Source organism: Ectobacillus polymachus (assembly GCF_048159605.1).
GTDB lineage: Bacteria > Bacillota > Bacilli > Bacillales > Bacillaceae_G > Ectobacillus > Ectobacillus polymachus.
In genome coordinates this window covers 189357-213203 of record NZ_JBLREB010000003.1, presented here as the reverse complement: position 1 = coordinate 213203, position 23847 = coordinate 189357, and the positions used below count along the sequence as shown (strand labels likewise).

Here is a 23847-nt window from a genome sequence, read left to right as displayed (position 1 = left end):
ATTTAACCGTAAACTTCTTCTAATGCTTTTATTACATCGGAAAACTGCGAATACATACGTCCATATTCCATTTTCGGCCGTTCAATGAGAATAATGTCGATACCAAGTTCTTTGGCCGCCTCTACCTTCTCATCAACCGATCCAACTTTTCCACTTTCCTTTGTAATCATCGTGGTGACGCCATATTGGTTATAAAGAGCTTTATCCAGCTCCTTTGTAAATGGTCCTTGAATCGCCACGATATTTTTTTGCGGTAATCCCAGTTTTTCACACTTTTCCATATTGTCTGTACGCGGCAGCATCCGGGCAATGAGACGAATATCCGGGAGTGCTACTAATCTTTCTGTAAAGATTTGCAAGGTTTTGCTGCCAGTCGTTAACATGACAACCCCTTTTTTCTTCGCTGCTGCTTCGGCTGCTTCTTCATAGCTGCTCACGACTGTCATGTTCTCGTACGCAAATTCTTGGGATTCACGTTCATAGCGAATATACGGAATTTGTGCTTGCTGGCCAGCACGAATGGCATTTTTAGAAGCCTCTTCTGCAAACGGATGGCTGGCATCCACGATAACTTGTACCCCTGTTTCCTGAATGAAATCAGCCATTTCCTGATCCGTCATTCTACCTGTCCTAACATCGATTCCTACCTGCCTCATTTCAGATGCCGCATTTTCTGTAACAACGGTTGTAAGAAGAGAATAACCAGCCTTCTTGATTTCTAACGCCAATGCACGTGCATCACTTGTGCCCGCTAGCATGAAAATCATCGCAATCCGCCTGCCTTTTCATGATCGTGATGATCATGATCATGGTCGTGGTCGTGATGATGGTCATGGTCATGTCCGTGATCATGGTCGTGATGATGATGGTCAATATGCTCCATCGCATCAAGACGATACTGACATACATCACAATTCATTTGCACATCACCTTGCAATGTTTCCTCCACACGCTCTTGTATAATCGTCTGTAATTTCGGATGATAGCCAAAGTAGTCTGCCAATTCAAACGAAATGTCAGCGTGCTGCAATTGAAACTTGGAAATCATCCCTTCCAAACGTTTTATTAAAATGCCGGTGAATAAAAAGTAAGGAAGAATAATGACTTTCTTTGCCCCAAGCTTAATAAGGCGTTCCACCCCTTCCTCTACAAGTGGATCCGTTACACCCATGAAGGCAGGTTCTACTAGTTTATAGTTTGTTTTCTCCCATAGTAATCTTGCAATCTTGTATAAATCGCTGTTTGCATCAGGATCGCTTCCGCCGCGTCCTAACAGGAGAATACCAGTATCCATTGATGGCTCAGCTGGATTCTCACCGATTTCTTCTAATCTCGTTTTCAAAATCTCGAAAATTTGTTCATGGACACCGATTGGTTTGCCATATGTAAATGTTACATGCGGATACTTTTGTTTTGCCTCATCAATAGCCGCTGGTATATGTATTTTCGAATGTCCAGCTGGCAAAAGCATGATTGGAATGACGATGACTTCATTCGCACCTTTTGTTACACAGTTATCAATTCCTTGACTGACTGTCGGTTTTTCAAACTCTAAAAAACATGCTTCTAATAAAAGAGATGGATCCCATTCTGGCTTCATATTTTCGATAAACTGCAGTACTTGACTGTTTCCTTCTGGATCTTTACTCCCATGCCCTACAAATAAAATCGCTTTCACGCGTCTTCCCCCTTATTTTGCTACTCTCCGCATACTGGTTCTTCTATTTTCAAATTCGGCGTTATATCCTGGTACTCGAAGCCTTGTACATTCTTGACGCGCTTAAAGAATTTGTAAAAGCGTTCGTTTGGATATCCTTTTTCCTTATATTCCTGGACGATTGCTTCAACGATACCGACAATTTTGTCAGGCGGAATTCCTTCTGCAACGATTTGACCTGAATGTGCATTCCGTCCCGCTGTTTTTGCACCTAAAAATAAATCGAATGCTCCTTTGCGGTATACAATGCCAATATCTTCTTTTACTGCACCGTAGCACGCCATACCACAACCGTTAAACCCAATCTTCAGCTCTTTAGGCAGTTCAAGACCTCCTAATTTTTGCTGAATCTCCTCTGCATAAGGAATGCCATCTGTTTTCTCGCTATCGCAAAAATCACATGCTTTTACCGTCAACACATCACCTATAGGGGAAAGTAAAAAACCCGCCTCCTGCAAAGTATCGATTATGGTATCCGGATTATCAGTTGGAATCGCAAGCTTGATCGCATGATCCGGTGTATATTCCATCGTTCCTTTGTCTGATATAAGATTAGCAAGCGTCAGCATCTGCTCAGCTGTAAATTTCTTATTGGCAACACCAGGACTTACGGCAAGCTCGAATATGGATGAGATTGGCTGCTGCATTCTAGTAGCACTATCCTCTGTTTTTCCCGTAATAGCCTGTAATGCCTCTTCAGCCAGTTCTCTTGCTGAAGGCTTAGATGTACCCTGATCAAGTGACCATGGCTCTGCTTCCTTCTGTAAGCGCTGATGCGGTGCAAGTCGTTGCTCCGTCTTATCTAGCGTATATTTTCGTTGATAGCCGCGCGGCGTTATCATCAAATCATCGTAAACGAACGTCGATGAATTTCCGACGATAACAGTGGTCAGCATCCCAATATCGTGATTCAGCATATCTGCAAGATTCGTAATAACTACATGCTGCCGATCTCGGTAAGCACTTTTCACTAATCCAACCGGGGTATTAGGAGAACGATATTGCAATAAAATTCTTTGCGCCTCTTCAATTTGTCTCGTTCTTCTACCGCTTTTTGGATTATAAAAAGCAATGACAAAATCAGCCCCGGCTGCTGCATCAATTCGTTTCTCAATTAAACTCCACGGCGTTAAATGATCACTTAGACTGATCGTGCACGCATCATGCATAATAGGAGCTCCTAATAAAGAAGCACAGGAGTTAATAGCGGAGATCCCTGGAATAATTTCTACCTCTACTCCCGTTTCCTTGTGCCAGTCTTTATTCAGCAGCACTTCATAAATAAGCCCAGCCATCCCGTATACACCAGCATCTCCGCTGGAAATGACTCCGACGTTTTTACCTTGTTCTGCCTGTTTTACGGCTTCCTGCGCTCTGCTTACTTCTTCAGTCATACCTGTGCTAATGATGGTTTGTCCTTTTACTAATCCTTCAATCAAGTCGACATAGGTTTTGTATCCTATGATCATGTCACATTCTTCTATGGCTTCCTTTGCCCGGTGCGTAATATGGTCAAAGCTACCCGGGCCAAATCCGATAATTGCTACTTTTCCTGTCACTTTTATGCGCCACCTTTCCCATATATCGAAATGCCAAATGTTGTCTATTTCAAGTTAGGCACCTTTACTATCCCATCCTCACTCGTGGAATGGGCAGGTGCTGCAAAACCACCATCTTCATAGTGGTAGAGGACTGCTTCCTCTTTCGTAGTGCCCTTTATTAAATGATGGACAATACTGCAAGCACTCTCTTTATTTACTTCCTTGTACCACGTTCCTTGCGGGTACGCGATGACAATAGGAGCATCCTTGCATCTTCCATTGCACCTCGTTCTTGTCGTATGTATACTTGCGTCAGCCTGTACATTCGTGATCTCCTCACGAATTGCTTGTGTTACTTCCTCTCCTCCCTTTCTCATACAACTGCTTCCATTACAAATTAATACGTGATGCTTTGTTCCTGTTAAGTTCCAAGTCGTCATCTTGCACTCCCTTTCTGTGTATAAAAAACACCCCTATCTACAGATAGGGGTGCGAATAAATACATGAGCATTCAGTCAGCACTTTCACCCATATCCCGTAGGTTCCAGAAAGCATGCAAAACAAGGCAGGTCTCCTGACTTAGGTTCGTCATTTCATTATGTCTTCCCAAGCATCGGCTCAGTGACATATACAATGAAACTCCCCATTACAGTGGCGGGTACCGTGATGGATTTTCACCATCTTCCCTTTTAAACACAGCTTATACCTAGCTATGTACCTTATTTCTATCATTCTATTTTATTATTCATCTCTTCATTTTTTCCTTCAAAACAAAAAAGCCACTCAAGGGGACCTTAAGTGGGAAACGAAAGCATAAAAAGGAAAAAGGTATATAGACCTTTTGCTGCTGACACTTCACCTTCTCAATCCCCGAAGAATTTGAAACTTACGAAATTAAGATAGGTCTCCTGACTCGTGTTTCTCTCTACTTTAGGTCCTTCCCGTATTCCTTTACAGTGGTTCACCTATTTCGTCTACACATACAGTTGCGGGGGCAGTTCCGTTTCTTATACGGATTCCCTATTAAGCCTTTTGCGGCATCTTAATTTATTGCTAGAAAAATATAGAAAATATAGAATTATAAAACTATTTCTTACTTATAGTGTTCATGATATCGTAATTTGTTTTACTTTTCAACATTTTTTGCAGCTGCTTCTAATTCGATACCATTCCCCCACGTTTCATGAAAAATTAAATTTTCAAGGGAACGGCGTTTTTCCCAATTGGCCGTCTCTAAAATAGGAGCCGTAGGATAGTCATCTGTGTACCCAATGGAAAGCAAGGCAACCGGATCAATATGAGGCGGAATATGCAAAATATCGCGTACATCATTTTTCTTATAAAAGCTAACCCAGCCCAAAGCCAATCCTTCTGCACATGAAGCTAACCACATATTTTGAATCGCACATGCCGTTGATAAAACATCTGTTTCTGGAATGGAATTTCTCCCTAGCACATGAGAGCCGCCTCTCGTTGGATCACATGTGACACAAATCGTCAGCGGCGCTTGTTGAATTCCCTCTACTTTTAAGGATAAAAACTTAGCCGCCCGTTCTTCTTCATAGTGAATAGAAAGCGCTTTCCTTTCCTTCTCAGCTGCCCAAGCTAATTGATCCTTTATCTGCGGGGACGTAACTAAGATAAAATTCCAAGGCTGCATAAATCCTACCGAAGGTGCATGATGTGCTGCTTGTAAAATCCTCTCTATTACATCCTCTGGAATCGGATTAGGAAGAAAACTGCGAACATCTCTCCTTCTATAAATCACATTGTACACTGCATCTCTTTCGATTGAATCCTTTATCATCAACATCACCTCTTTCATGGCATTACATCACATTATATTAGATTACATGTTTTTAACGTGCAATCCTTTTTCAAGAATGAGTTTTTTTTCGAGCACATTCGCAAGACTCTATTTTTCCTGCAAAAGATCAAAAACAAAACAGCTTGAGCCCTAAATCCGTCTCAAGCTGTTCTATACTATTTCACCACTCCTTCTTCTATGAACTGTTCAATGACATCAATATATTTTTGTCGTCCCCTTTCCAAATTTTGCGGCTTAGAGCACCAATAAGGATGAGGAAGGCGCTCTGTGATGGTTATATCTTGAGGAAGGCGGCCATCCTGTTTCATTTCGAGGAGTGTTTCTTCTACTCTTTCTCCAAGTGGTACAATACAGCTTGGATTTAGCATTGTCATTTCCTTGATGAATCCCTTTGTAAATAGTCTTGCAATCCACCCTGCTAAATCGTAGTAATGAAAAGCCTTTCGGTGACGTTGAAAACCAAACCAAGACACATTAGTCATGTATACATGCTGAAAGAATGCAGTTGGACCGAAATGTTGGATGATTCCGTAGATGAATTGTGAGCTTGCATCAGATGTTTCACGAGGGACTTTGTCAAGAAAGACGGATAGCGATTTAAAATCTAAAAACGGAACGCCTGTTTTACCGGAACCACGTTTGTTCGGATCCATCCCGACTAAAGCAATCCGCTTTCCTACCTGTGGGTTGTAATACTTGGCGTAAAAGCGTTTCGCTAGCTCTTTGTATTCTTCACAATCCGTCAAAATGGTAATATTGCGTTCTTCAAGTGTTTTCATCATCCGTTGATTTTGTCTCACATTCTGCAAAAAAGTAAAATGCTCATCAATAATTTGCTGCATGCTTCCCCTTCCTTTTCCATATAGTTTTAAACTTCATGAGCATTATAATATAGCATTATAGGAATAAATGGGATTTTACATGATTTTATAACATATTTTTACAATATTAGGAAAGTTGTAAACTACGTCTCGTTTTTGCAATGATAACTTAATATCATTTTTCGTTGATAGTAAGGATGGAACTGTAATGTCTATTTTCACAATTATCTATACAAGCAAAGCATCCTATCTTGACATTCACTCTTTTTCTGGTGCATAATAACGTCAAGTATATACAGGGAAAAAGCGTAAGAAAAGGATTAGTAAGCAAGATTCAGGCGTTAGAGAATGGAATCCATCGGCTGTAAGATTCCTCGCCTTTGAAGTTGCTGAACCTACCTTGGAGCCTTTGGTGAAAGCCAAAGCGTTACACCTGCGTTACAGGTGAAAGTGGGTGTATTTCATTACACCAAGTAAGGTGGTACCGCGGAATGATGACTCTTCCGTCCTTTCATAGAAAGGATGGAGGAGTCTTTTTGCATAGGATAAAAAAGCTCCTGTGCCCCCGCGTTTCTCATAAAGATGGAGGGAATATAGGTGAAACGGCAACGTATCGTTGTAAAAATTGGAAGCAGCTCGCTGACGACGGCAAGCGGAATATGTATGGAAAAACTGGCTGATCATGTAGCCGCCATAGCAAAACTAAAAGCAGAGGGACATGATGTAGTGCTTATTACGTCAGGTGCGGTAGCCGCTGGTTTTACAGCACTTGGCTATCCAGGTCGTCCTGTCACCATGAAAGGAAAACAAGCAGCAGCAGCCGTTGGGCAAGGACTACTCTTGCAGGCGTATACAGCCGAGTGTCAGAAATTCGGTATCATTACCGCTCAGCTACTCTTAACAAGAAGTGATTTCTCACGGAAAGAACAGTATAGCAATGCATATGCAGCATTGTCAGAATTGCTGGATCGTCATGCGCTTCCGATTATTAATGAGAATGACTCTGTGTCACTTGTGGAGCTTACATTTGGCGATAATGATATGCTCTCTGCATTGGTCAGCGGTCTTGTCTATGCTGATATGCTCATGATTTTAACCGATGTCAATGGTCTATACGATAGCAATCCGCGAGAAAATCCCGATGCGAAGCGGTTCTCCTACCTTCCTTCTATTACGGATGAAATTGCAGCACTAGCAGAAGGGTCAGGTACAAAGGTTGGTACCGGCGGCATGAAATCAAAAATTGATGCTGCCAAAACAGCCGTATCGCTTGGAGTAAACGTGTTTATCGGAACTGGGCAAGGCGAGGATAAATTGCTCGACATCTTGCAAGGAAAGGGAGACGGCACCTACATCGGTCATACGCTCCATAAAACCGTTAACACAAATAAACAATGGATTGCCCTGCATTCGATTATTCGTGGCCGTATTTCAATTGACGACGGCGCAGCAAAAGCTGTCGTGCAGCACGGAAAAAGCCTGCTGCCTGCAGGAATAACAGCAGTGGAAGGCAGCTTTCGCCCCGGTGATGTTGTAGAGGTGCTAAATCCAAAAGGAACTGTTATTGGTAAAGGCCAAGTACAATATTCAGCAGATGAGCTAGAACAAGTGAAAGGCAAGCAAAGCTTTGAAATTATGCAGCAGGAAGAACGGCACAGCTATGAGGTTATTCATCGCGACAATTGGGTTACTTTATAAATAATAAGGGGGAACATAGCATGAGTGAAGTGATGGAAAAAGGGAAAATCGCAAAAGCAGCAGCGCAGAAGCTCGTAACGAAAACAACGGAGCAAAAAAATGAAGCACTCGCTGCTATCGCCGATAGACTAGGCACAGAAGCAGCTTATATTCTGCAAGAAAATGAAAAAGATCTTGCTGCAGGCAAAGAAAAGGGAATGTCTAGCTCTCTTCTTGACCGCCTTCGTTTAACAGAAGCACGCTTACAAGCGATGGCAGAAGGAATTCGCCAATTAATCGAGCTTCCAGATCCAGTCGGCAAAACGATTTCATCACAGAAGCGTCCAAATGGTCTTACGATTGAGCAAGTATCCGTACCACTAGGTGTTGTGGGCATGATTTACGAAGCTCGCCCAAACGTAACTGTCGATGCAGCTACGCTATGTGTTAAAACAGGAAACGCAGTTATTCTGCGCGGCAGTTCCTCTGCCATTCACTCGAATAAAGCTATTGTTGCCGTAGTGCGCCGAGCTCTTACAAACACAGCCTTACCAGAGGATAGCGTACAACTGATTGAAGATACATCGCGTAATAGTGCAAAGGAATTGTTCACGTTACATGATTATCTAGATGTTCTCATTCCACGCGGCGGTAAGCAATTAATTGATACGGTTGTCCGCGAGGCTTCCGTTCCCGTCATTGAAACAGGTGCCGGCAATTGTCATGTATACGTCGATGAAACGGCAGATTCGGAAATGGCAACCTCAATCATTATCAATGCAAAAACACAACGTCCTTCTGTATGTAATGCCATTGAAACGATTGTCCTTCACGAAGCATGGGCTGCTACATACGGAAAGGCATTATTTACCGGTTTACACAAACTTGGCGTAGAGCTTCACGGAGATGAAAAAGCACGAGCAATTGATGACAGCATTCTACCAGCAACAGAGGATGATTATTTATATGAATTTTTATCGCTAACGCTTGCTGTTAAAATTGTATCGTCCGTTGAGGAAGCCATCCAGCATATTAACCACTACAGTTCTAAGCATTCAGAAGCGATAATTACTGCAAATAAAGAACACGCCTCTAAATTTTTCACTGAGGTTGACGCTGCCGTACTGTACCATAATGCCTCTACCCGCTTTACAGACGGATTCGAATTCGGATTTGGTGCGGAAATCGGCATTAGCACCCAAAAGCTCCATGCACGCGGACCAATGGGCTTACCTGTGCTAACGACAACAAAGTATAAGATTTATGGAAACGGACAAATTCGAGAATAAGGGATAGATTTGTTCATAAAAAGCTCTCTCCTAGTCTGCAATGACTTTGAGAGAGCTTTTTTTGTTATTGATATTGATTTCGAGGCAAATGCATATATTTATTTATTTCAGCTTCCTTGAATCCAAATTGTCGATATAAGCCATGAGCGTCACTCGTTGCTAATGCCACTTTTCGAACCTTCTGTATACCTGGATAGGCAAGCATCGCTTGTACCAAAGCTTTGCTCAACCCTAATTTTCGAAATTCCGAAAGAATAAATACATCTGCAATATAAGCAAATGTAGCAAAATCCGTAATGATCCGTGCAAACCCTACTTGCCGATGCTCATCCTCTACATTTCCTTGATATACCCCAAAACAAATGGAATGTTGAATAGACTCCTCCATAATTTCATATGGTATGCCTTTTGCCCAATACGATTCACTATGTAAAAATTGATAAATCACATCAAGATCTAAGTACTCTTTGTTTGACGAAATCATAAACCCATCTTTCAATTGAACCTCCATCATCTATCCCCTTCTTTCCATATGCATGTAAAAAATGAATTGGAATTATTATCTAACGATTACGATCCGTAGTCAATTTAAATTACAAGGTCCTGCATAATTATTCATACTTGTATTTATTATCGAAATTTAAAATTTATTATCGAAACCAGCAAGTTTATTATCGATAATTTATATTTATTATCGAAACTAACAAGTTTATTATCGATAATCCAAATTTATTATCGAAACTAGCAAGTTACCGATTTTTCGCCAAAATCACACTCAGAATTAACGCAAGGGACGTTTCGTCTAAATGCAGACGAAACGTCCCTAACCTTTTGGGTTAATAATATTTAAGCAGAATATACGCTTGCTGGCGTATGAAACTTAACCGGTTTTTTAGTTCCGAGTCTGTATGAGCATCTCTCCCCCAATAATAGTCGCACTTTGCTGCAAAGCTTTGAAAAAAGCTCATAATTTTACGTTTTTTTGATTGCATACGTTTATCCCTCCTAGATATTTCGTAGGTTAGGCATGGTATATCAATACAGAATTTTCAGATAATTATTGATACAAATATAAAATGACCTCTTTTATTTGTCAATGAAAAATGACTCCAGCTCTTTAGCCGGAGTCATTTTGCCTCAATTATTATTTCACTGGACTAGTTGTGAAAAAAGCTTGGTACAACGCTTGTACTGCCTTTTTCTCATCGACGCTGTGTACGCCAAACATAACACTTACTTCGGATGATCCTTGGTTAATCATCTCAATATTTACCTTTTCATCTGCAAGGGCATTGGTAGCCTTCGCCATCGTACCAATTGTACGAATCATACCTTCCCCAACAATCATAATCATCGATAAATCATGTTCAACGGTAACATTATCCACTTCAAGTTCTTCATAAATGCGATTAATTATCGTTTCTTCTATTCCCTCGGCAATCTGATTTTGACGAATGATTACAGAAATATCATCAATTCCAGACGGCGTATGCTCGTATGAAACACCGAAGTCCTCTAAAATTTGCAATAGGCGACGGCCAAAACCGATTTCGCGGTGTAGCAAATATTTACTCACATTAATACTGCAAAATCCACCATCGCTAGCAATCCCTACAACAGGTCCATTGCTTTGTTGACGCTTTGCAAGGATATATGTCCCTGGTGCGGATGGATTATTCGTATTGCGGATGTTCACCGGAATGCCTGCACGAAAGGCAGGAATCAATGCTTCATCATGGAATACTGCAAAACCGGCATAAGATAGCTCACGCATTTCTTGATAGGTTAATTCGCGAATTTCATGCGGATGTTCAATAAAGTTCGGATTCACTGCATATACAGCATCCACATCTGTAAAGTTTTCATATACATCTGCTTTTACGCCATTTGCAAGAATAGAACCTGTAATATCAGAGCCCCCGCGTGAGAAAGTTACAATTTTTCCAGTTTCGGAATAGCCAAAAAATCCTGGGAAAATAAGAACTCCTGAGCGTTCTCGCAAGGCTAATAGATTATCATACGATTGCGGAAGTACCTGTGCATTGCCTGGCTCATCGCTTACAAACAAACCAGCGTCCTTTGGATTTACATAATGAGCTTCTACATCCTGCTTTTGAAAATACGCAGCAACTAGCTTAGCACTGCTATCTTCCCCGTTCGCTTTAATCGCATCTGTAAACGATTCCGGATTACTTCTATCAGCGTTCAAAAGTTCCGATAAACGAGAAGAAAGCTCATCTATAATCGTCATAGGTAATTGTAAGTGTGTTGCAATATCACGATAGCGTCCGATAACTGCTTCATACGCTTCCTTTGCATCACCCGTTTCAAGAACCTGCTCTGCACATTTTATTAAAAGGTCCGTTACTTTGTCATCACCTTTAAATCGTTTCCCAGGTGCAGACACAACTACGACCTTTCTCTCAGGATCATCTGTCACAATGCGAAATACCTTTTCAATTTGTTCTCCAGAGGCTACGGAAGACCCTCCGAATTTAATTACCTTCACATTCATCCCCACCAATTACTGAATAGTCTAATTCATATAGGATTTATTATCGCTTGTCTTGCATAAAGATGCAATCATTTTCTTTTTCTTCCTATAATTTTTTAAAATTTCCAATTTACGAGCTGAATTTTAACAAATCGAATCGGAAAGAATCGTTGATAGCGTCCAAAAGCAAAAAAACATGCTTCTTAAGAAATTGCAGTATTATGAACAGGCATTCGAAGTGAAAAAACAATATATTGGTGACAATCCGTTAGCTATACTTACATTTGAAAACATTTTTGCGCAGTACAAATTGCAAATCAAAATGTTAGATGATGTTTTACAACAAATCGAGTCTTGATGAAATGTTGTCATCAGTAGATTATCATATACTTCAAATAGAAATGGACTTGGGTTTCATCCAAGTCCATTTCTACTATTTTTTATTTTCTTCACCTTATCCGAATTATGGGGTTTCCCATACTTAGTCTTCAACCATTAAGAACTCTTTAACGTTGTCTCGAATATAATTACTGATGATCTGTAATGTTAATGGAGCGGCTTCATTGAATATATTATGCAAAGGGCTTATCGATGCAAGAAGTTCCTTATCACGGAGAATATCTTCACGAGTAATATTAAACTCTTCTAAACTACTCGGATGATTATATCTTTTTAGAACCGTTTCAACATTTTCAAGGAGTTGTAGCATCTTATCATCCCCAAAATATTTTAATCCAGATTTAATTGCTGACCAAATTTTGGGTTGTGCTAAAAAATAAGCACTCCACCAATAAAATTCATCCAAGGATTTAATTGCATGATCATAATATACGTGAAAAGAGAACAACGACTGCTGACCAATAGTTAGCTCATCATAAAATTGTTCCTTAATCTTGGAGCTATCATCGATAGTTTGATCTGCCATTCTTTCTTTGTAAGCCTGGATTAATGGATTGAAACAAACATTACATAGTGCCTCTTGCGTTAACGAACTATATTCCTCTCTTTTCACCTTTGAAATCAAAATATTAATCACTCCCCTATTCCATAATTATACAGTAGAATAGCGAGGAAGTTTACCTACTTAATCCATTAAAATAGCATGAAATATGGCTAAAGAAATACGTGCCAATTTCATGCTGTTTTGTCCGTCAAGGAAGTTAACTAAGTTGTCAATATTGTTGTCAAAACTGCAAAGGGAACCCGTTAACAGTAGATTGACGGTCTTTCTTACCTTTATTAATTCTCTCTTTCCGCACTCACTTTTAACAAATCGCGAATTTCTTCCAGCAATTGTTCTTCTCTTGTTTGTTTCGGAGCTTCTACTTCAACAGATGGTTTTTCTCTCTTTAACCGCTCTAATAGACGAACGAATAGAAAAATAGAAAACGATACAATAAAGAAATCAACAACTGTTTGTAGAAAGTTCCCATACTTTACAGAAGCTCTGTCAATAGTCAGTTGTAACTCGGTAAAATTAATTCCACCTAATAATAAGCCCACAAGCGGCATAATCATATCATTCACAAGCGAACTAACGATTTTCCCAAAGGCTCCCCCAATAATAACCCCAATTGCTAAATCAACAACATTTCCTTTTACCGCGAATTTTTTAAAATCATTCCACATAATGGAAGCCTCCTATCTCTACATGCTAATATTATACAAAGAGAGAAAAGAATTGTACTAGTAATATTTATGTAAAATACTATGCTTTTTCCTATATTTCTATCAAAAAAGGAGAGGAAGCTATGAACAAACGTATAAGCCCTATGCAGTTGCCTGATATACCTCAAGTCCAATATGTCGCAAAAACTGCTTGGAATAAAACCTACATTGGTATCATTCCAAACAAAATTTAAGAAAAACTTCTAAACGAAGCATACTCAAATGACATGCTAAAGCACCGTATGGAACATTCCCTCATGCTCGTTGCCGAAGTAAATCATAAAATTATTGGATTTGCCAACTTTTCTTCTATCATGGAAAAGAAAGAAGCGGAATTATTAGCTATTTATTTACTTCCCGGTTATCAACGACATGGCATGGGCTCAGCCTTATTACAGGCAGGTATAAAGGAATTGAAGAATGTAGAACGACTATATGTCAATGTCGAAACAAAGAACAAAATTGGATATAACTTTTACCAAGCTTATGGATTCCTAGTTATAGATGAATTTAATGATTGGTTTGAAGGGCATATGTTAAAAACAACTAGAATGTGTTTAACGGTGGATTCAAGAGGGATTATTTAACTCCAACCACCTCATTTATTATTTGAGGTGGTCCAGTTTTGAAGAATTGAAAGTCCTTTTTTAATAAAGGGACACTTATTTACTAATAATGAACACATCACTCTACAAAATCCTTATAACAAAAAAGTTCTACTCCCTTTGAAGTAAAGCACCCGTTCGTTTAACATAAAAGTTTATTATCTAATTTTCTAATTACATCACTCAACGCTTCTTGTTTCATAGAACTTAGTTGATAATCATGATTTTTAAATGCTAAATGTTTTGTAACATTATTTGGGACGATCACACAACGAATGCCTGCTTGTTTTGCTGCATTTAAACCATTTAATGAATCCTCGAAAGCAATCATTTCAGTCAGTGATAAGTTACAATCTCTTATTGTTTTTGTATATAACTCTGGGTCTGGTTTCACTCGAGTTACATCATCTTTTGTATTGATAACATTAAAATATTCAATAATATATAATTGTTCAAGATACGTCTTAACCCAATCTCTAGATGAACTGGAAGCTAAACCAATAACTAAGTTGTTTTGTTTTGCTTCATCTAGGTATTCTTTAACCCCTTCTCTATGGCAGCTTCCAAGATAATACGCCGAGTAATGGTAAAATCCATCACTCCTATCTAGTCTATAATTCTAAAGTTAATATTTCTTCAAAGCTATCAATAACATAATCATATTCTTCAACATGACCAAATCCATATCTTGCATATACAAATGGAATGTCTGCTACTATTGCTGACTCTGCATCTAGATTCGTATCTCCTACATAAATTGGACTCTTCAACTTATTTCTTTCCATTATAATTTTATTGTTTTCTCCTTTTGATAGTCCTGTTACTCCAGCACATTCAAAATCACTAAAATATTTATTTAATTTATGTGCTTTAAAGAAGCATTGTATGTAACCATCCTGACAATTACTAACTATGAATAATTTATATTTTTCAGATAAGTTTTTAAGTGTTTCTTCTAATTTAGGGTATAATATTCCACCATGCTCTCCTAAATAAACTTGTTCTGTTTCGCCGAATTCTTTCATTAATTTCATTTGAAAATCTTCATCTAAATCTGGAAATAACTTTTTGCCTACTTCATGTATTTGAAGTCCCATACATTCTTCTATATCTTTAGGTGTTACTACTTTTGTTATGTTTGGATACTTTGATAATATCGTTTTCCTTGCACCACAAACAGCTTCTACTACATTCCAAAGCGTACCGTCTAAATCAAAAATAATACTATCAATATTCATATTTTATTACCTCCCCCATTAAATAAGTACATACTAAATTATAGTCTACTTGTATCAAGATGTAGAATTTCAGGTTATATCCCACCATCAATTGGCGTGTACTATTAGAAAGAGAGGCTCCATAAGGTAGCCCCTCTCCCAAAGTCTTTTTTATTAAATTTTATCATCATTTGGCAGCTTCAAAGATAACACACCAAGTAATGGTAAAAGGCTGCATAAGATCATAATAAATGTTAAGCCATACATGTCGGCAAGCTTTCCGAGGGCAACTGCACCGAGAGCACCCATACCAAATGCTAGCCCGACAATAAGGCCTGAGGCTACTCCCACTTTGCCAGGAAGAAGCTCTTGTGCATATACAACCGTAACGCTAAAGCTGCTCGATAATATGAATCCAATTGCAAGAAAGAGAGGGGTGACCAATGCTAACGGTGCATATGGCAATACCAATGCAAGCGGTGCAGCCCCAAGCAAGGAAATCATGATGATATTTCGTTTTCCAAATCGATCCGAAAGTGATCCTCCAAAAAACGTTCCTACTACCCCCGCGATCATAAACGCAAACACATAATACTGTGCCTGTTGGATCGTCAAACCATAATGCTTAATTAAATAAAATTGATAAAAATTATTTATTCCTGCAGTGTACCAAGAACGTGCAAAAACAAGAAAAATGAGTAACAGGATTGCAAGCTTCACTTCTTTGCTAACCTTGGCGTTAGAACCTAGTTTCTTCTTCGCACGCTTTGCACGAGCAATAAGTTCATTACGATACCAAATAGAAACATAAAGTAAGATTGCTATACCAATTGCAGCAAGTATCGTAAAGGACAATGCCCCTTTTTGACCAAATGGTACAAAGACAAGAACGGTAAAAATAGGTGCTAAAGCATTTCCCGTATTACCACCTACTTGATAAATACTTTGCGCAAGCCCACGTTTTGAACCAGCCGCCATAAATGCTACGCGTGCTCCTTCTGGATGAAAGACAGCCGAACCAAGACCAATAAATAAAACAGAAAGCAGGATCATGTAAAAGTTCGGTGCAAGTGCTAAGCCTACCATACCAAGTAAGCTTGAAAGCATACCGAGAGGCAATAAAAACGGCGATGGCCTCTTATCGGTGAACGAACCAAAAACAGGCTGCATTATCGATGAGGTCATATTTAACGCAAATGCAATCCAACCGATTTGCACATAAGATAGTTGCATCGTCCTTTCTAATATTGGAAATGAGGCCGGTACAACTGCTTGCATGCAATCGTTTAAAAAATGCCCCGTGCTAATTGCGAATAAGATGGGATAAATCATATTCGCTGAGTATATATTTTTCTTTGCTGCTTCCATGCGAAGCCCCCTATTCTTTATTTTTGGCCAATTAGCCAAAAATACCCATACTTAAATAACGTTCACCTGTGTCGGGAGCCATACATAATACTTTCTTGCCTGGTCCTAATTTTTTAGCAATTTCAATCGCAGCAAACGCTGTCGCCCCTGCAGAAGGGCCAACTAAAATGCCTTCCTTACATGCTAAATCACGCATCGTACCAAGTGCATGTTGATCTTCAATTTGCATAATTTCATCATATACATGCTGATTTAATATAGAAGGAATAAAACCTGGGCTTGTGCCGACAAGCTTATGAGGACCTGGTTTACCGCCTGATAATACAGGCGACCCCTTCGGCTCAACAACGGTAATATGTAAATTTGGCAAATGTTCTTTCAATACTTCTCCCGTACCAGTAATTGTACCACCTGTTCCTGCACTTGACACGAACACATCGAGTTTTCCTTCCATTTGTTCTAAAATTTCAAGAGCCGTCGTCATGCGATGTGCATCTGGATTAGCAGGATTTTCGAATTGCTGCGGGATGTAGCTATTCGGTATTTGTTCATGCAATTCCTTTGCTTTCGCAATAGCTCCTGGCATCCGCTGATCAGCTGGCGTAAGAACAACCTCTGCACCATAAGCTTTCAAAATCTTAATCCGTTCCTTTGAACTGTTATCCGGCATAATTAAAATGGCTTTATATCCTTTCGCAGCTGCATTCATTGCAAGTCCGATTCCAGTATTTCCGCTCGTTGGCTCAATAATCGTACCGCCCGGCTTAAGAAATCCGTTCTTTTCAGCAGTTACAATTAAATTATAAGCAGCGCGGTCCTTCACACTGCGAGAAGGGTTAAACATCTCTAATTTAATAAATACATCAGCTGCATCTTCTGGTGTAATACGATTTAACTTTACCACAGGTGTGTTTCCAATCAACTCTGTAATATTTTCATATATATTCATAACACTCATCCTTTGCAATAAAATAAGAAAATTCATACAAATACGTTAACACTGTTGCCGAAATCCGTCAATGCATATGTTTCTAGTTGGAATTAAAGCAATACAAATTGGATATTTCTGCTATAAAATTCCCTCTCTTGGTAGTTTCCCTATATAATGAAGACAAATACCTTACCATAACAGGAGGATCCTTTCTTGGCTGATTACATATCTTATTTACGCAACTTTGTTGGCCATCATAAAGTAATTATGGTCGTGGCCGGCGTGTTTATTTTTGATGAACAAAATCGTATCTTACTGCAAAAGCGTTCTGACAATGGTTTGTGGGGACATCCGGGTGGATATATGGAGCTAGACGAAACAATTGAAGAGACAGCACGGCGAGAAACATGGGAGGAAACAGGTCTTACACTCGGCAAGCTCGAATTACTAGGTGTATACTCGGGCCCAAATTTCGAACGCACCCTGCAAAACGGCGACGAAGTTTCTCTCGTGAAATTTATGTTCACCTGCCACGAATTTTCCGGTACCCTCCATGAAAACAATGACGAAACGCTCCAGCTTCGTTTCTTTGGACTCGATGAATTGCCGGAAGTTTGGCACCTACAAATGCCTGCATTTGAGGATTTATTGAAACATGGAGCGCCTTTTATTCGGTAGTAAAAACGTATAAACATTGAGTTAAAAAGTCCCCAAAACGAAAAAATGAGCTGAATTTTCATAGACAAGATAACATTTTCGCTTTTGGGGATTATTCGAAATATTAGTTTGAACTTGATCGCTGCTCTTCATTAAAATATGTTGGTAGTTCTTATTCATCTTTTGATTTCTGTAGACTTTCTAATAAAGAAAATCCTATATTTTCATCATCATTCATACCTAATCTATAATTAGCCAAAACTACGGAGGCGACTTTTTTTTCTTTATCAATTCCTAAAAATGAACTAAAGCATCCTGTTCCACCGCCATGCAAAATAACATTATTGTTTTTCTTTAAAAGCCACCATCCAAGACCCATATCATACTTCCTATTTCTATTTCCATGTTTTTTATGACAAAGAGACAAATATGGTTTATCTTCGTAAATATTTATTTTTGCATAGTTAAGTAAATCCTCGGCAGTTGAACTTATTGCACCCGCAGGTGATATAAGATTGTCTTTGTTCCATTTCCAGTTTCCGCAATCATTATTTTTTCTGTCATAACCATGTAAATTATTATTTGATGTTCCTAAATATGTATCATTTAATCCCAGTTCATTTTGTAGAAATTCATTCATCGTGTCCCAATATCCCCTGCCTGATACAATTCCCAACCCATAACCAATAAGTGACATACCAAAATTTGAATATTTCCATGAATAATCCGCATCTTTTAATTTATTTTTTTCCATATGCATTTTCATCTTGTTTAAATCCATATGTAACGGATTATTCTTATTCATATCGCCACCGCCACTTATCAAACCTAATAATAATTTGAAATATTCCTGTTTATTTAATGGCAGTGTTGCTGAATATCCAGAAGAGTGTGTAGCAAGACGGAGTAATGTAGGATAATACTCGTCTTCCCTAAGATCTTCAATATATTTTTGTATGGAATCGTTTATTGACATCTTGTTTTCAAATATATATATTGATAGCAAAGATACGGTAAAGGTCTTTGTAATAGAGCCAATTTCATAATGATATTTTTTTGATGAATCAAACTCGCCGTTGTCATTATAAATTTTTATTACAGAATCATTGCCTGTTAAATAGCCAACAGTTAACTTTACATGCTTTTTTCCTTTACAAGCCTTTTTAATTATTCGTAAGGTTTTATCATTAATTTCAAACATAATTATTACTCTCCCTTACTATATCTTTTATTTTTCATTTATTTCTACGCTTAGAGAATTCCTGTAAAGTAATGAATTGATCCTCTGATAGAACTTCAGTTTTCCTTGAAATATCTTCTTCGAATCCGTCGATTGGTTGACCATCAAACATATAGAGTTTCAATAATAAGCCTTTCAAAAGGACTAACTCTTCTGCCGAGAACTCATGGAATAAATCAGCCATAAATTGTACCCCTATTTTTCCGCACTCATTCATCACATTCAATCCAGATTCAGTAACACTAACATTTAGTGCTCTTTTATCGGTTGCGTTAGGAGAAACTCTTACATATCCTTTTTTCTCTATACTGTTAACTAACTGTTTGGTATTTTGCTTTGATGTTCCTAGCTTTTTGCTAATATTATTAATCGTTGCCTTATTCTCTGGTAAGTGAAGTACTGCAAGCATCGTCATAAATTGCCTAGATGTTAGCTTTTCGAGATAAGAGTCTCCAATAATTTGAACTTTATTAGCTAAAGAAAATAAAGTGGCATATATTTGTTGCATTTGATCTAATTCGTATAGTTCTTTTGAAAAATCCATGTTTTCCACCTCTAAATTAAACAATATATTGTCTAATTTAAAATAACTCATCCGCCGCACAAAGTCAATATATTGTCTTTTTATTGTAAAAAACGGCATATACCTTAATACAATGATATTTCTCTACTATTACTCTCCACCCGTAAAAATCTTTTCATCAATGGATTAAAATCCTTTATTCCCAAGATACTTTTGCTTATTTTGCTCGTGTACTTTCAAAAAGAGGCTAAGACAACTACACAGAAATAAATGATACAATTCAAATAGAGTAGGAGTACGTAGGCGAAGGAGAAAATTCATATGATAAATGTAAATGGAATCAATTGGTCAGAGATTGATAACCGACACTTTGAGAAGTTCATATACTATCTCCTTGCATATGAGGGTAAATTCTTTCAACGAATGTGGTTTGGAAAGGACGGAGGAGATAAGGGAAGAGATATAGTTGCAAAAACCTTTGAACAACTTCCATTTGGATTAGGATATGAACGAAAGTGGGTATTTCAATGTAAGAAGTGGGCAAAAATGCCTAATAAGGGAGTACTGATGAACGAAGCGTATACTGTACAAGAGCATAATCCTGATTACTGGGTACTAATCATTCCCGTTGATCCAAGTCCTGATAAAATTGATTATTTCTCTGTTATCGAAAAGAATGTCAACTTCAAAATGGTCATGATTCCACTTACTCAGATTCAGGAGATTCTTTATCGTTATCCGGAACTAAAGCACGTCCTATTATACGGTAATTTCCCTGATTCCACCTCTGATCCTGACAGAGTAAAACGAATAAAACCATTCGAGGAAGGAGAATTGTAAGCATGCTTACGTTACGATATGAAAATTCTACAGGGTTCATCTATGTAGTAAACGCGAATGGCGTAGAACAGTTGCTTGAAAATCGCTTTTCCAGTGAACCAAACATTTCTTCTAACGGTAAACGCGCCATATATGTCACGCCGTTAGAATGGGAAGATAGCAGTCACTTAATATTGTTTGATTTAGAGTTAGGAATAAGAGAAGAAATCAATTTAGAAATTGATGTACTGAACGATATGGTTAAGGATGCAGTGTGGTTGGATCATTCAAACCTTGCTCTTATTATAGGTGGAATCTATGGAACGATTGCTATTGGCGGAAACATCTACCGTTATAACTTGGATAAAAAGACATTAGAGCCAATGACTCATTATGCTGACAATCGAAAGCAGGTTATTAAATTACAAGTAAAAGACCAACTTCTTATATTTGATGCAATTGAATATGTTGACCCTAATATGGAGCGGTTTATTCGCAAGCAAGAAGAAATGCCACTTGTTAAAGTTGTGTAAAGCGGGACTACTGAGTAGTCTCTTTTTTGTGTTGGAAAATCAAACAACTCATAATTATGAATAAGAGACCAATGGATTATTTTATATTTCAAGCTCAGAAAAAACAGTAGTTGATTGTGTTAGCTAGTTTGTTCTATCATATATGGGACGCTATTTGGTAGTGTTTTCTAGCAATCTCACTATACTAAAGAACGCCGGCTATTTAGGGGTAGTATGCCCCCCACTTCAAAGTTTAAGAGAAATGGAGAAGTCATCGATTCGCACTTATTTTGTTAGTACGAAGATTGAGTCGTCATTACTATATAAATTTTTACATAGAAAGCTACAAGAAAAACTACTCAGGGGATTGTGGAGGACATGTATGAGTTCGCATAGCTTAGTTGCATCACGTGAAAGATCGAAAGGAATTGTTTTTGTTATTACGGCAGCAAGTCTTTGGGGAATTTCAGGATCTGCTGCCCAGTTTTTATTTCAAAACCAGGGGTTTAATACGGAATGGCTTGTCTCCATCCGCATGTTACTTTCGGGTCTACTTATGCTCATTTTTCATTATTCAAAAGATAAGCAGCACTTTTTTGATATTTGGAAAGATAAGAAGGATCGAAGAAGCCTAGTTATTTTCGGTATTTTCGGTATGCTTGGCGTACAATATACGTACTTTGCAGCCATTACGGCTGGGAACGCAGCTACAGCTACTTTACTGCAATATATGAGTCCTGTCATCATTACTCTCTACCTATCTGTTAGAACGAAACGTCTACCTACCTTTCAAGAAAGCCTGGCTGTTTTGCTCGCACTTGTCGGTACCTTTTTTCTTGTGACAAAAGGCAAAGGAATGCAGCTATCTATTAGCCAAGGAGCTTTGTTTTGGGGAATATTATCTGCATTTGCTTCTGCTTTCTATACATTGCATCCGTATCGCCTCATCGTAAAATGGGGGTCCATTCCGATTGTTGGATGGGGAATGCTAATCGGCGGAATCGGCCTTAGCTTCCTCCATTCTCCTTTTCAATTTGCCGGACAATGGTCGATGGGAGCCGTGGTTGCATTTCTGTTTATCATTCTTTTCGGCACACTTCTTGCCTTTTACATGTATTTAGAAAGCTTAAAGTATATTCTTGCCTCCGAGGCGAGTGTACTTGGTAGTTTTGAACCGCTGTCTGCAGCCTTCGTATCCGTTGTTTGGCTGAACCTTTCCTTTGGCATCACAGAATGGATTGGAATGATTTGTATTATTAGTACGATCCTTATTCTATCGGTTGGGAAAAAATCATGATATGATGAAATTTCCCTAAAAAGAACAAACCACAGGGTCATATGACTTCTGTGGTTTGCTGTTTCTTTAAAGTACTTTAAAATCGTTTTACTACCCAGAATCTACGTTACAGTATAATAGAAAATAAAGTTTTTAGGATTATATTGAGACTAAATTCACTTTACACATTTTGAACTGTCGAAGAAGGTTCCTATTCTAAGAGCATACAAATTCATTTAAGGGACTAAAAACCCAAGATAATTTTGTTCCTTTTTAGTAAGGACAAAATTATCTTGGGCTTTTCTTTATTTTATCTAGCTTCCTTGAAAATTAATCCAATGTTGATTTCAAGTCTTTTAAGAAACTTGTACCATACTCAGGCATGGTTACATTGAAATTTTCGGCAACGGTTGCACCAATATCAGCGAAAGTTAGTCGAATTGGTATTTCCTTACCTTCCTTCATTCGTTTAGAGTATGCCAACAACGGAACATATTCTCGTGTATGGTCAGTACCTGGAGCGACTGGGTCATTTCCATGGTCAGCTGTAATCATTAAAAGATCGTCTTCACGCATTTTGGCAAAAACTTCAGGCAATCTTGCATCAAATTCTTCAAGTGCATTCCCGTAGCCAATCGGATCGCGACGATGGCCATATAGAGCGTCAAAGTCGACGAGATTTAGAAAACTTAAGCCGCTAAATTCCATCGATAAAGTGTCAATAAGCTTATCCATTCCATCATTATTTGAGACTGTTCGAAGCGCCTTTGTTACACCTTCTCCATCATATATATCTGAAATTTTCCCGATAGCAATTACTTCAATATCTGAATCTTTTAACTCATTCATAACAGTCCGTCCAAATGGCTTTAATGCATAATCATGACGATTAGCTGTACGCTTAAAGCTTCCTGGTTGACCTATAAATGGTCTAGCGATGACACGACCAACCATATATTTTTCATCAAGCGTTAATTCACGAGCAATGTGACAAATCTTATATAATTCATCAAGTGGAACAATTTCTTCATGAGCGGCAATCTGAAGAACAGAATCAGCAGATGTGTAGACAATTAATGCTCCTGTTTTCATGTGTTCTTCCCCAAGTTCATCCATAATAACTGTTCCACTTGCAGGTTTATTACCAATTACCTTTCTTCCGGTACGTTTTTCTAATTCATCGATAAGCTCTTTCGGAAAGCCCTCTGGGAAAACTTGAAATGGAGTTTTAATATTTAACCCCATTATTTCCCAGTGACCTGTCATCGTATCTTTCCCAGAAGATGCTTCCTGCATTTTTGTATAAACACCTATCGGCTTTTTAGCAATCTCTATTCCTTTTACTTCACGAATATTACTTAAGCCCAACTTAGAGATATTTGGCATATTCAGCCCGTTCATTTTTTCTGCTATATGTCCAAATGTATCACAGCCTTTGTCACCAAATGCCTCTGCATCTGGAGCCTCTCCGATTCCAACTGAATCCATAACAACCAAAAAAATTCGTTTAAATACATTTGATTCCATCTTTTATCCCCTCATATATGCATATTTCAGTAAAAATATGCATAGTTTTTTCGATAATAAAGTGAAAATTCCGAAAAGTAAGACCTCCTACCTTTATGGGCAGTTATCCCCCATTTATCCTTCTTTGATTTCTCTTA

The 23847-nt window shown here is 38.4% G+C and carries 23 protein-coding genes, 2 pseudogenes, 2 riboswitches and 1 other annotated feature; of the genes and pseudogenes, 8 read left to right on the top strand and 17 right to left on the bottom strand.

Translation table 11 applies throughout. The features are described from left to right. Window positions 1–2: 2 nt before the first annotated feature. The 6 genes from cobK to ACM5BR_RS15020 all read right to left on the bottom strand — a co-directional run bounded on the left by cobK (window position 3) and on the right by ACM5BR_RS15020 (window position 5928). The gene (gene cobK, locus ACM5BR_RS15045; protein WP_416828818.1) at window positions 3–767 is read right to left on the bottom strand and encodes a precorrin-6A reductase; all 765 of its coding nucleotides are present in this window, start codon (window positions 765–767) and stop codon (window positions 3–5) included. Further along, the gene (locus tag ACM5BR_RS15040) at window positions 764–1678 is read right to left on the bottom strand and encodes a sirohydrochlorin chelatase (protein ID WP_416828817.1); all 915 of its coding nucleotides are present in this window, start codon (window positions 1676–1678) and stop codon (window positions 764–766) included. The genes cobK and ACM5BR_RS15040 overlap by 4 nt, the downstream gene beginning before the upstream one ends. 20 nt (window positions 1679–1698) lie before the next feature. Beyond that, window positions 1699–3276 (bottom strand): precorrin-3B C(17)-methyltransferase, encoded by a 1578-nt coding sequence (cobJ, locus tag ACM5BR_RS15035; protein ID WP_416828816.1) that lies wholly within the window; start codon window positions 3274–3276, stop codon window positions 1699–1701. 44 nt (window positions 3277–3320) lie between these two features. After that, complete coding sequence (locus ACM5BR_RS15030; protein WP_416828815.1) at window positions 3321–3698, bottom strand: (2Fe-2S) ferredoxin domain-containing protein; 378 nt, start codon at window positions 3696–3698, stop codon at window positions 3321–3323. Window positions 3699–3805: 107 nt separating this feature from the next. Next, window positions 3806–3995, bottom strand: a riboswitch (cobalamin riboswitch). Window positions 3996–4139: 144 nt separating this feature from the next. Next, window positions 4140–4318: riboswitch (cobalamin riboswitch) on the bottom strand. Between the two features lie 66 nt (window positions 4319–4384). Then, window positions 4385–5065: a 5,6-dimethylbenzimidazole synthase gene (gene bluB, locus ACM5BR_RS15025; RefSeq protein ID WP_416828814.1), complete on the bottom strand. Its 681-nt coding sequence runs from the start codon at window positions 5063–5065 to the stop codon at window positions 4385–4387. Between the two features lie 176 nt (window positions 5066–5241). Continuing rightward, window positions 5242–5928, bottom strand: a complete 687-nt coding sequence (locus tag ACM5BR_RS15020; protein WP_416828813.1) for a uracil-DNA glycosylase family protein — start codon at window positions 5926–5928, stop codon at window positions 5242–5244. Window positions 5929–6207: 279 nt separating this feature from the next. After that, window positions 6208–6421: a binding site (T-box leader), on the top strand. 83 nt (window positions 6422–6504) lie between these two features. Between ACM5BR_RS15020 and proB the strand changes: the two genes are divergently transcribed. Beyond that, complete coding sequence (proB, locus tag ACM5BR_RS15015; RefSeq protein ID WP_416828812.1) at window positions 6505–7605, top strand: glutamate 5-kinase; 1101 nt, start codon at window positions 6505–6507, stop codon at window positions 7603–7605. Window positions 7606–7625: 20 nt separating this feature from the next. Further along, window positions 7626–8873, top strand: coding sequence for a glutamate-5-semialdehyde dehydrogenase (locus ACM5BR_RS15010; RefSeq protein WP_416828811.1), 1248 nt, complete (start codon window positions 7626–7628; stop codon window positions 8871–8873). Between the two features lie 64 nt (window positions 8874–8937). On the opposite strand, the gene ACM5BR_RS15005 is transcribed toward ACM5BR_RS15010, so the two are convergent. Beyond that, window positions 8938–9384 (bottom strand): GNAT family N-acetyltransferase, encoded by a 447-nt coding sequence (locus ACM5BR_RS15005; protein ID WP_416828810.1) that lies wholly within the window; start codon window positions 9382–9384, stop codon window positions 8938–8940. A 633-nt stretch (window positions 9385–10017) separates the two neighbouring features. After that, window positions 10018–11382, bottom strand: coding sequence for an aspartate kinase (locus ACM5BR_RS15000; RefSeq protein ID WP_416828809.1), 1365 nt, complete (start codon window positions 11380–11382; stop codon window positions 10018–10020). Between the two features lie 181 nt (window positions 11383–11563). Between ACM5BR_RS15000 and ACM5BR_RS14995 the strand changes: the two genes are divergently transcribed. Beyond that, window positions 11564–11725, top strand: a complete 162-nt coding sequence (locus ACM5BR_RS14995) for a hypothetical protein (protein ID WP_416828808.1) — start codon at window positions 11564–11566, stop codon at window positions 11723–11725. Window positions 11726–11848: 123 nt separating this feature from the next. Here ACM5BR_RS14995 and ACM5BR_RS14990 read toward each other — a convergent pair whose 3' ends face one another. After that, window positions 11849–12391, bottom strand: a complete 543-nt coding sequence (locus ACM5BR_RS14990) for a hypothetical protein (protein ID WP_416828807.1) — start codon at window positions 12389–12391, stop codon at window positions 11849–11851. 215 nt (window positions 12392–12606) lie between these two features. Further along, window positions 12607–12996, bottom strand: coding sequence for a large conductance mechanosensitive channel protein MscL (mscL, locus tag ACM5BR_RS14985; protein ID WP_416828806.1), 390 nt, complete (start codon window positions 12994–12996; stop codon window positions 12607–12609). Between the two features lie 257 nt (window positions 12997–13253). Between mscL and ACM5BR_RS14980 the strand changes: the two are divergent. Further along, window positions 13254–13622 (top strand): annotated as a pseudogene (locus ACM5BR_RS14980) (GNAT family N-acetyltransferase); the annotation flags it as partial. 160 nt (window positions 13623–13782) lie between these two features. On the opposite strand, the pseudogene ACM5BR_RS14975 reads toward ACM5BR_RS14980, so the two are convergent. From ACM5BR_RS14975 to cysK, 4 genes and pseudogenes are all read right to left on the bottom strand, one after another. Next, window positions 13783–14190, bottom strand: a pseudogene (locus ACM5BR_RS14975) (HAD-IA family hydrolase); the annotation flags it as partial. Between the two features lie 61 nt (window positions 14191–14251). Continuing rightward, complete coding sequence (locus ACM5BR_RS14970; protein ID WP_416828805.1) at window positions 14252–14878, bottom strand: HAD family hydrolase; 627 nt, start codon at window positions 14876–14878, stop codon at window positions 14252–14254. Between the two features lie 153 nt (window positions 14879–15031). Next, complete coding sequence (locus ACM5BR_RS14965) at window positions 15032–16225, bottom strand: MFS transporter (protein WP_416828804.1); 1194 nt, start codon at window positions 16223–16225, stop codon at window positions 15032–15034. 31 nt (window positions 16226–16256) lie between these two features. Continuing rightward, window positions 16257–17174 (bottom strand): cysteine synthase A, encoded by a 918-nt coding sequence (gene cysK / locus ACM5BR_RS14960; protein ID WP_416828803.1) that lies wholly within the window; start codon window positions 17172–17174, stop codon window positions 16257–16259. Between the two features lie 249 nt (window positions 17175–17423). Between cysK and ACM5BR_RS14955 the strand changes: the two genes are divergently transcribed. Next, complete coding sequence (locus ACM5BR_RS14955) at window positions 17424–17834, top strand: NUDIX hydrolase (RefSeq protein ID WP_416828854.1); 411 nt, start codon at window positions 17424–17426, stop codon at window positions 17832–17834. Between the two features lie 151 nt (window positions 17835–17985). Here the strand turns inward: ACM5BR_RS14955 and ACM5BR_RS14950 are convergent, their stop codons facing one another. Next, window positions 17986–19014, bottom strand: a complete 1029-nt coding sequence (locus ACM5BR_RS14950; protein WP_416828802.1) for a serine hydrolase domain-containing protein — start codon at window positions 19012–19014, stop codon at window positions 17986–17988. Window positions 19015–19048: 34 nt separating this feature from the next. Beyond that, window positions 19049–19597, bottom strand: coding sequence for a MarR family winged helix-turn-helix transcriptional regulator (locus ACM5BR_RS14945; RefSeq protein WP_416828801.1), 549 nt, complete (start codon window positions 19595–19597; stop codon window positions 19049–19051). A 300-nt stretch (window positions 19598–19897) separates the two neighbouring features. On the opposite strand from ACM5BR_RS14945, the gene ACM5BR_RS14940 reads away from it, so the two are divergent. The 3 genes from ACM5BR_RS14940 (at window position 19898) to ACM5BR_RS14930 (ending at window position 22204) form a co-directional block, all read left to right on the top strand. After that, window positions 19898–20416: a restriction endonuclease gene (locus tag ACM5BR_RS14940; RefSeq protein WP_416828800.1), complete on the top strand. Its 519-nt coding sequence runs from the start codon at window positions 19898–19900 to the stop codon at window positions 20414–20416. 2 nt (window positions 20417–20418) lie between these two features. Beyond that, complete coding sequence (locus ACM5BR_RS14935) at window positions 20419–20928, top strand: DUF4652 domain-containing protein (protein WP_416828799.1); 510 nt, start codon at window positions 20419–20421, stop codon at window positions 20926–20928. 361 nt (window positions 20929–21289) lie between these two features. Continuing rightward, window positions 21290–22204 (top strand): DMT family transporter, encoded by a 915-nt coding sequence (locus tag ACM5BR_RS14930; protein ID WP_416828798.1) that lies wholly within the window; start codon window positions 21290–21292, stop codon window positions 22202–22204. 309 nt (window positions 22205–22513) lie between these two features. On the opposite strand, the gene deoB is transcribed toward ACM5BR_RS14930, so the two are convergent. Further along, the gene (gene deoB, locus ACM5BR_RS14925) at window positions 22514–23710 is read right to left on the bottom strand and encodes a phosphopentomutase (protein WP_416828797.1); all 1197 of its coding nucleotides are present in this window, start codon (window positions 23708–23710) and stop codon (window positions 22514–22516) included. Window positions 23711–23847: the final 137 nt, after the last annotated feature.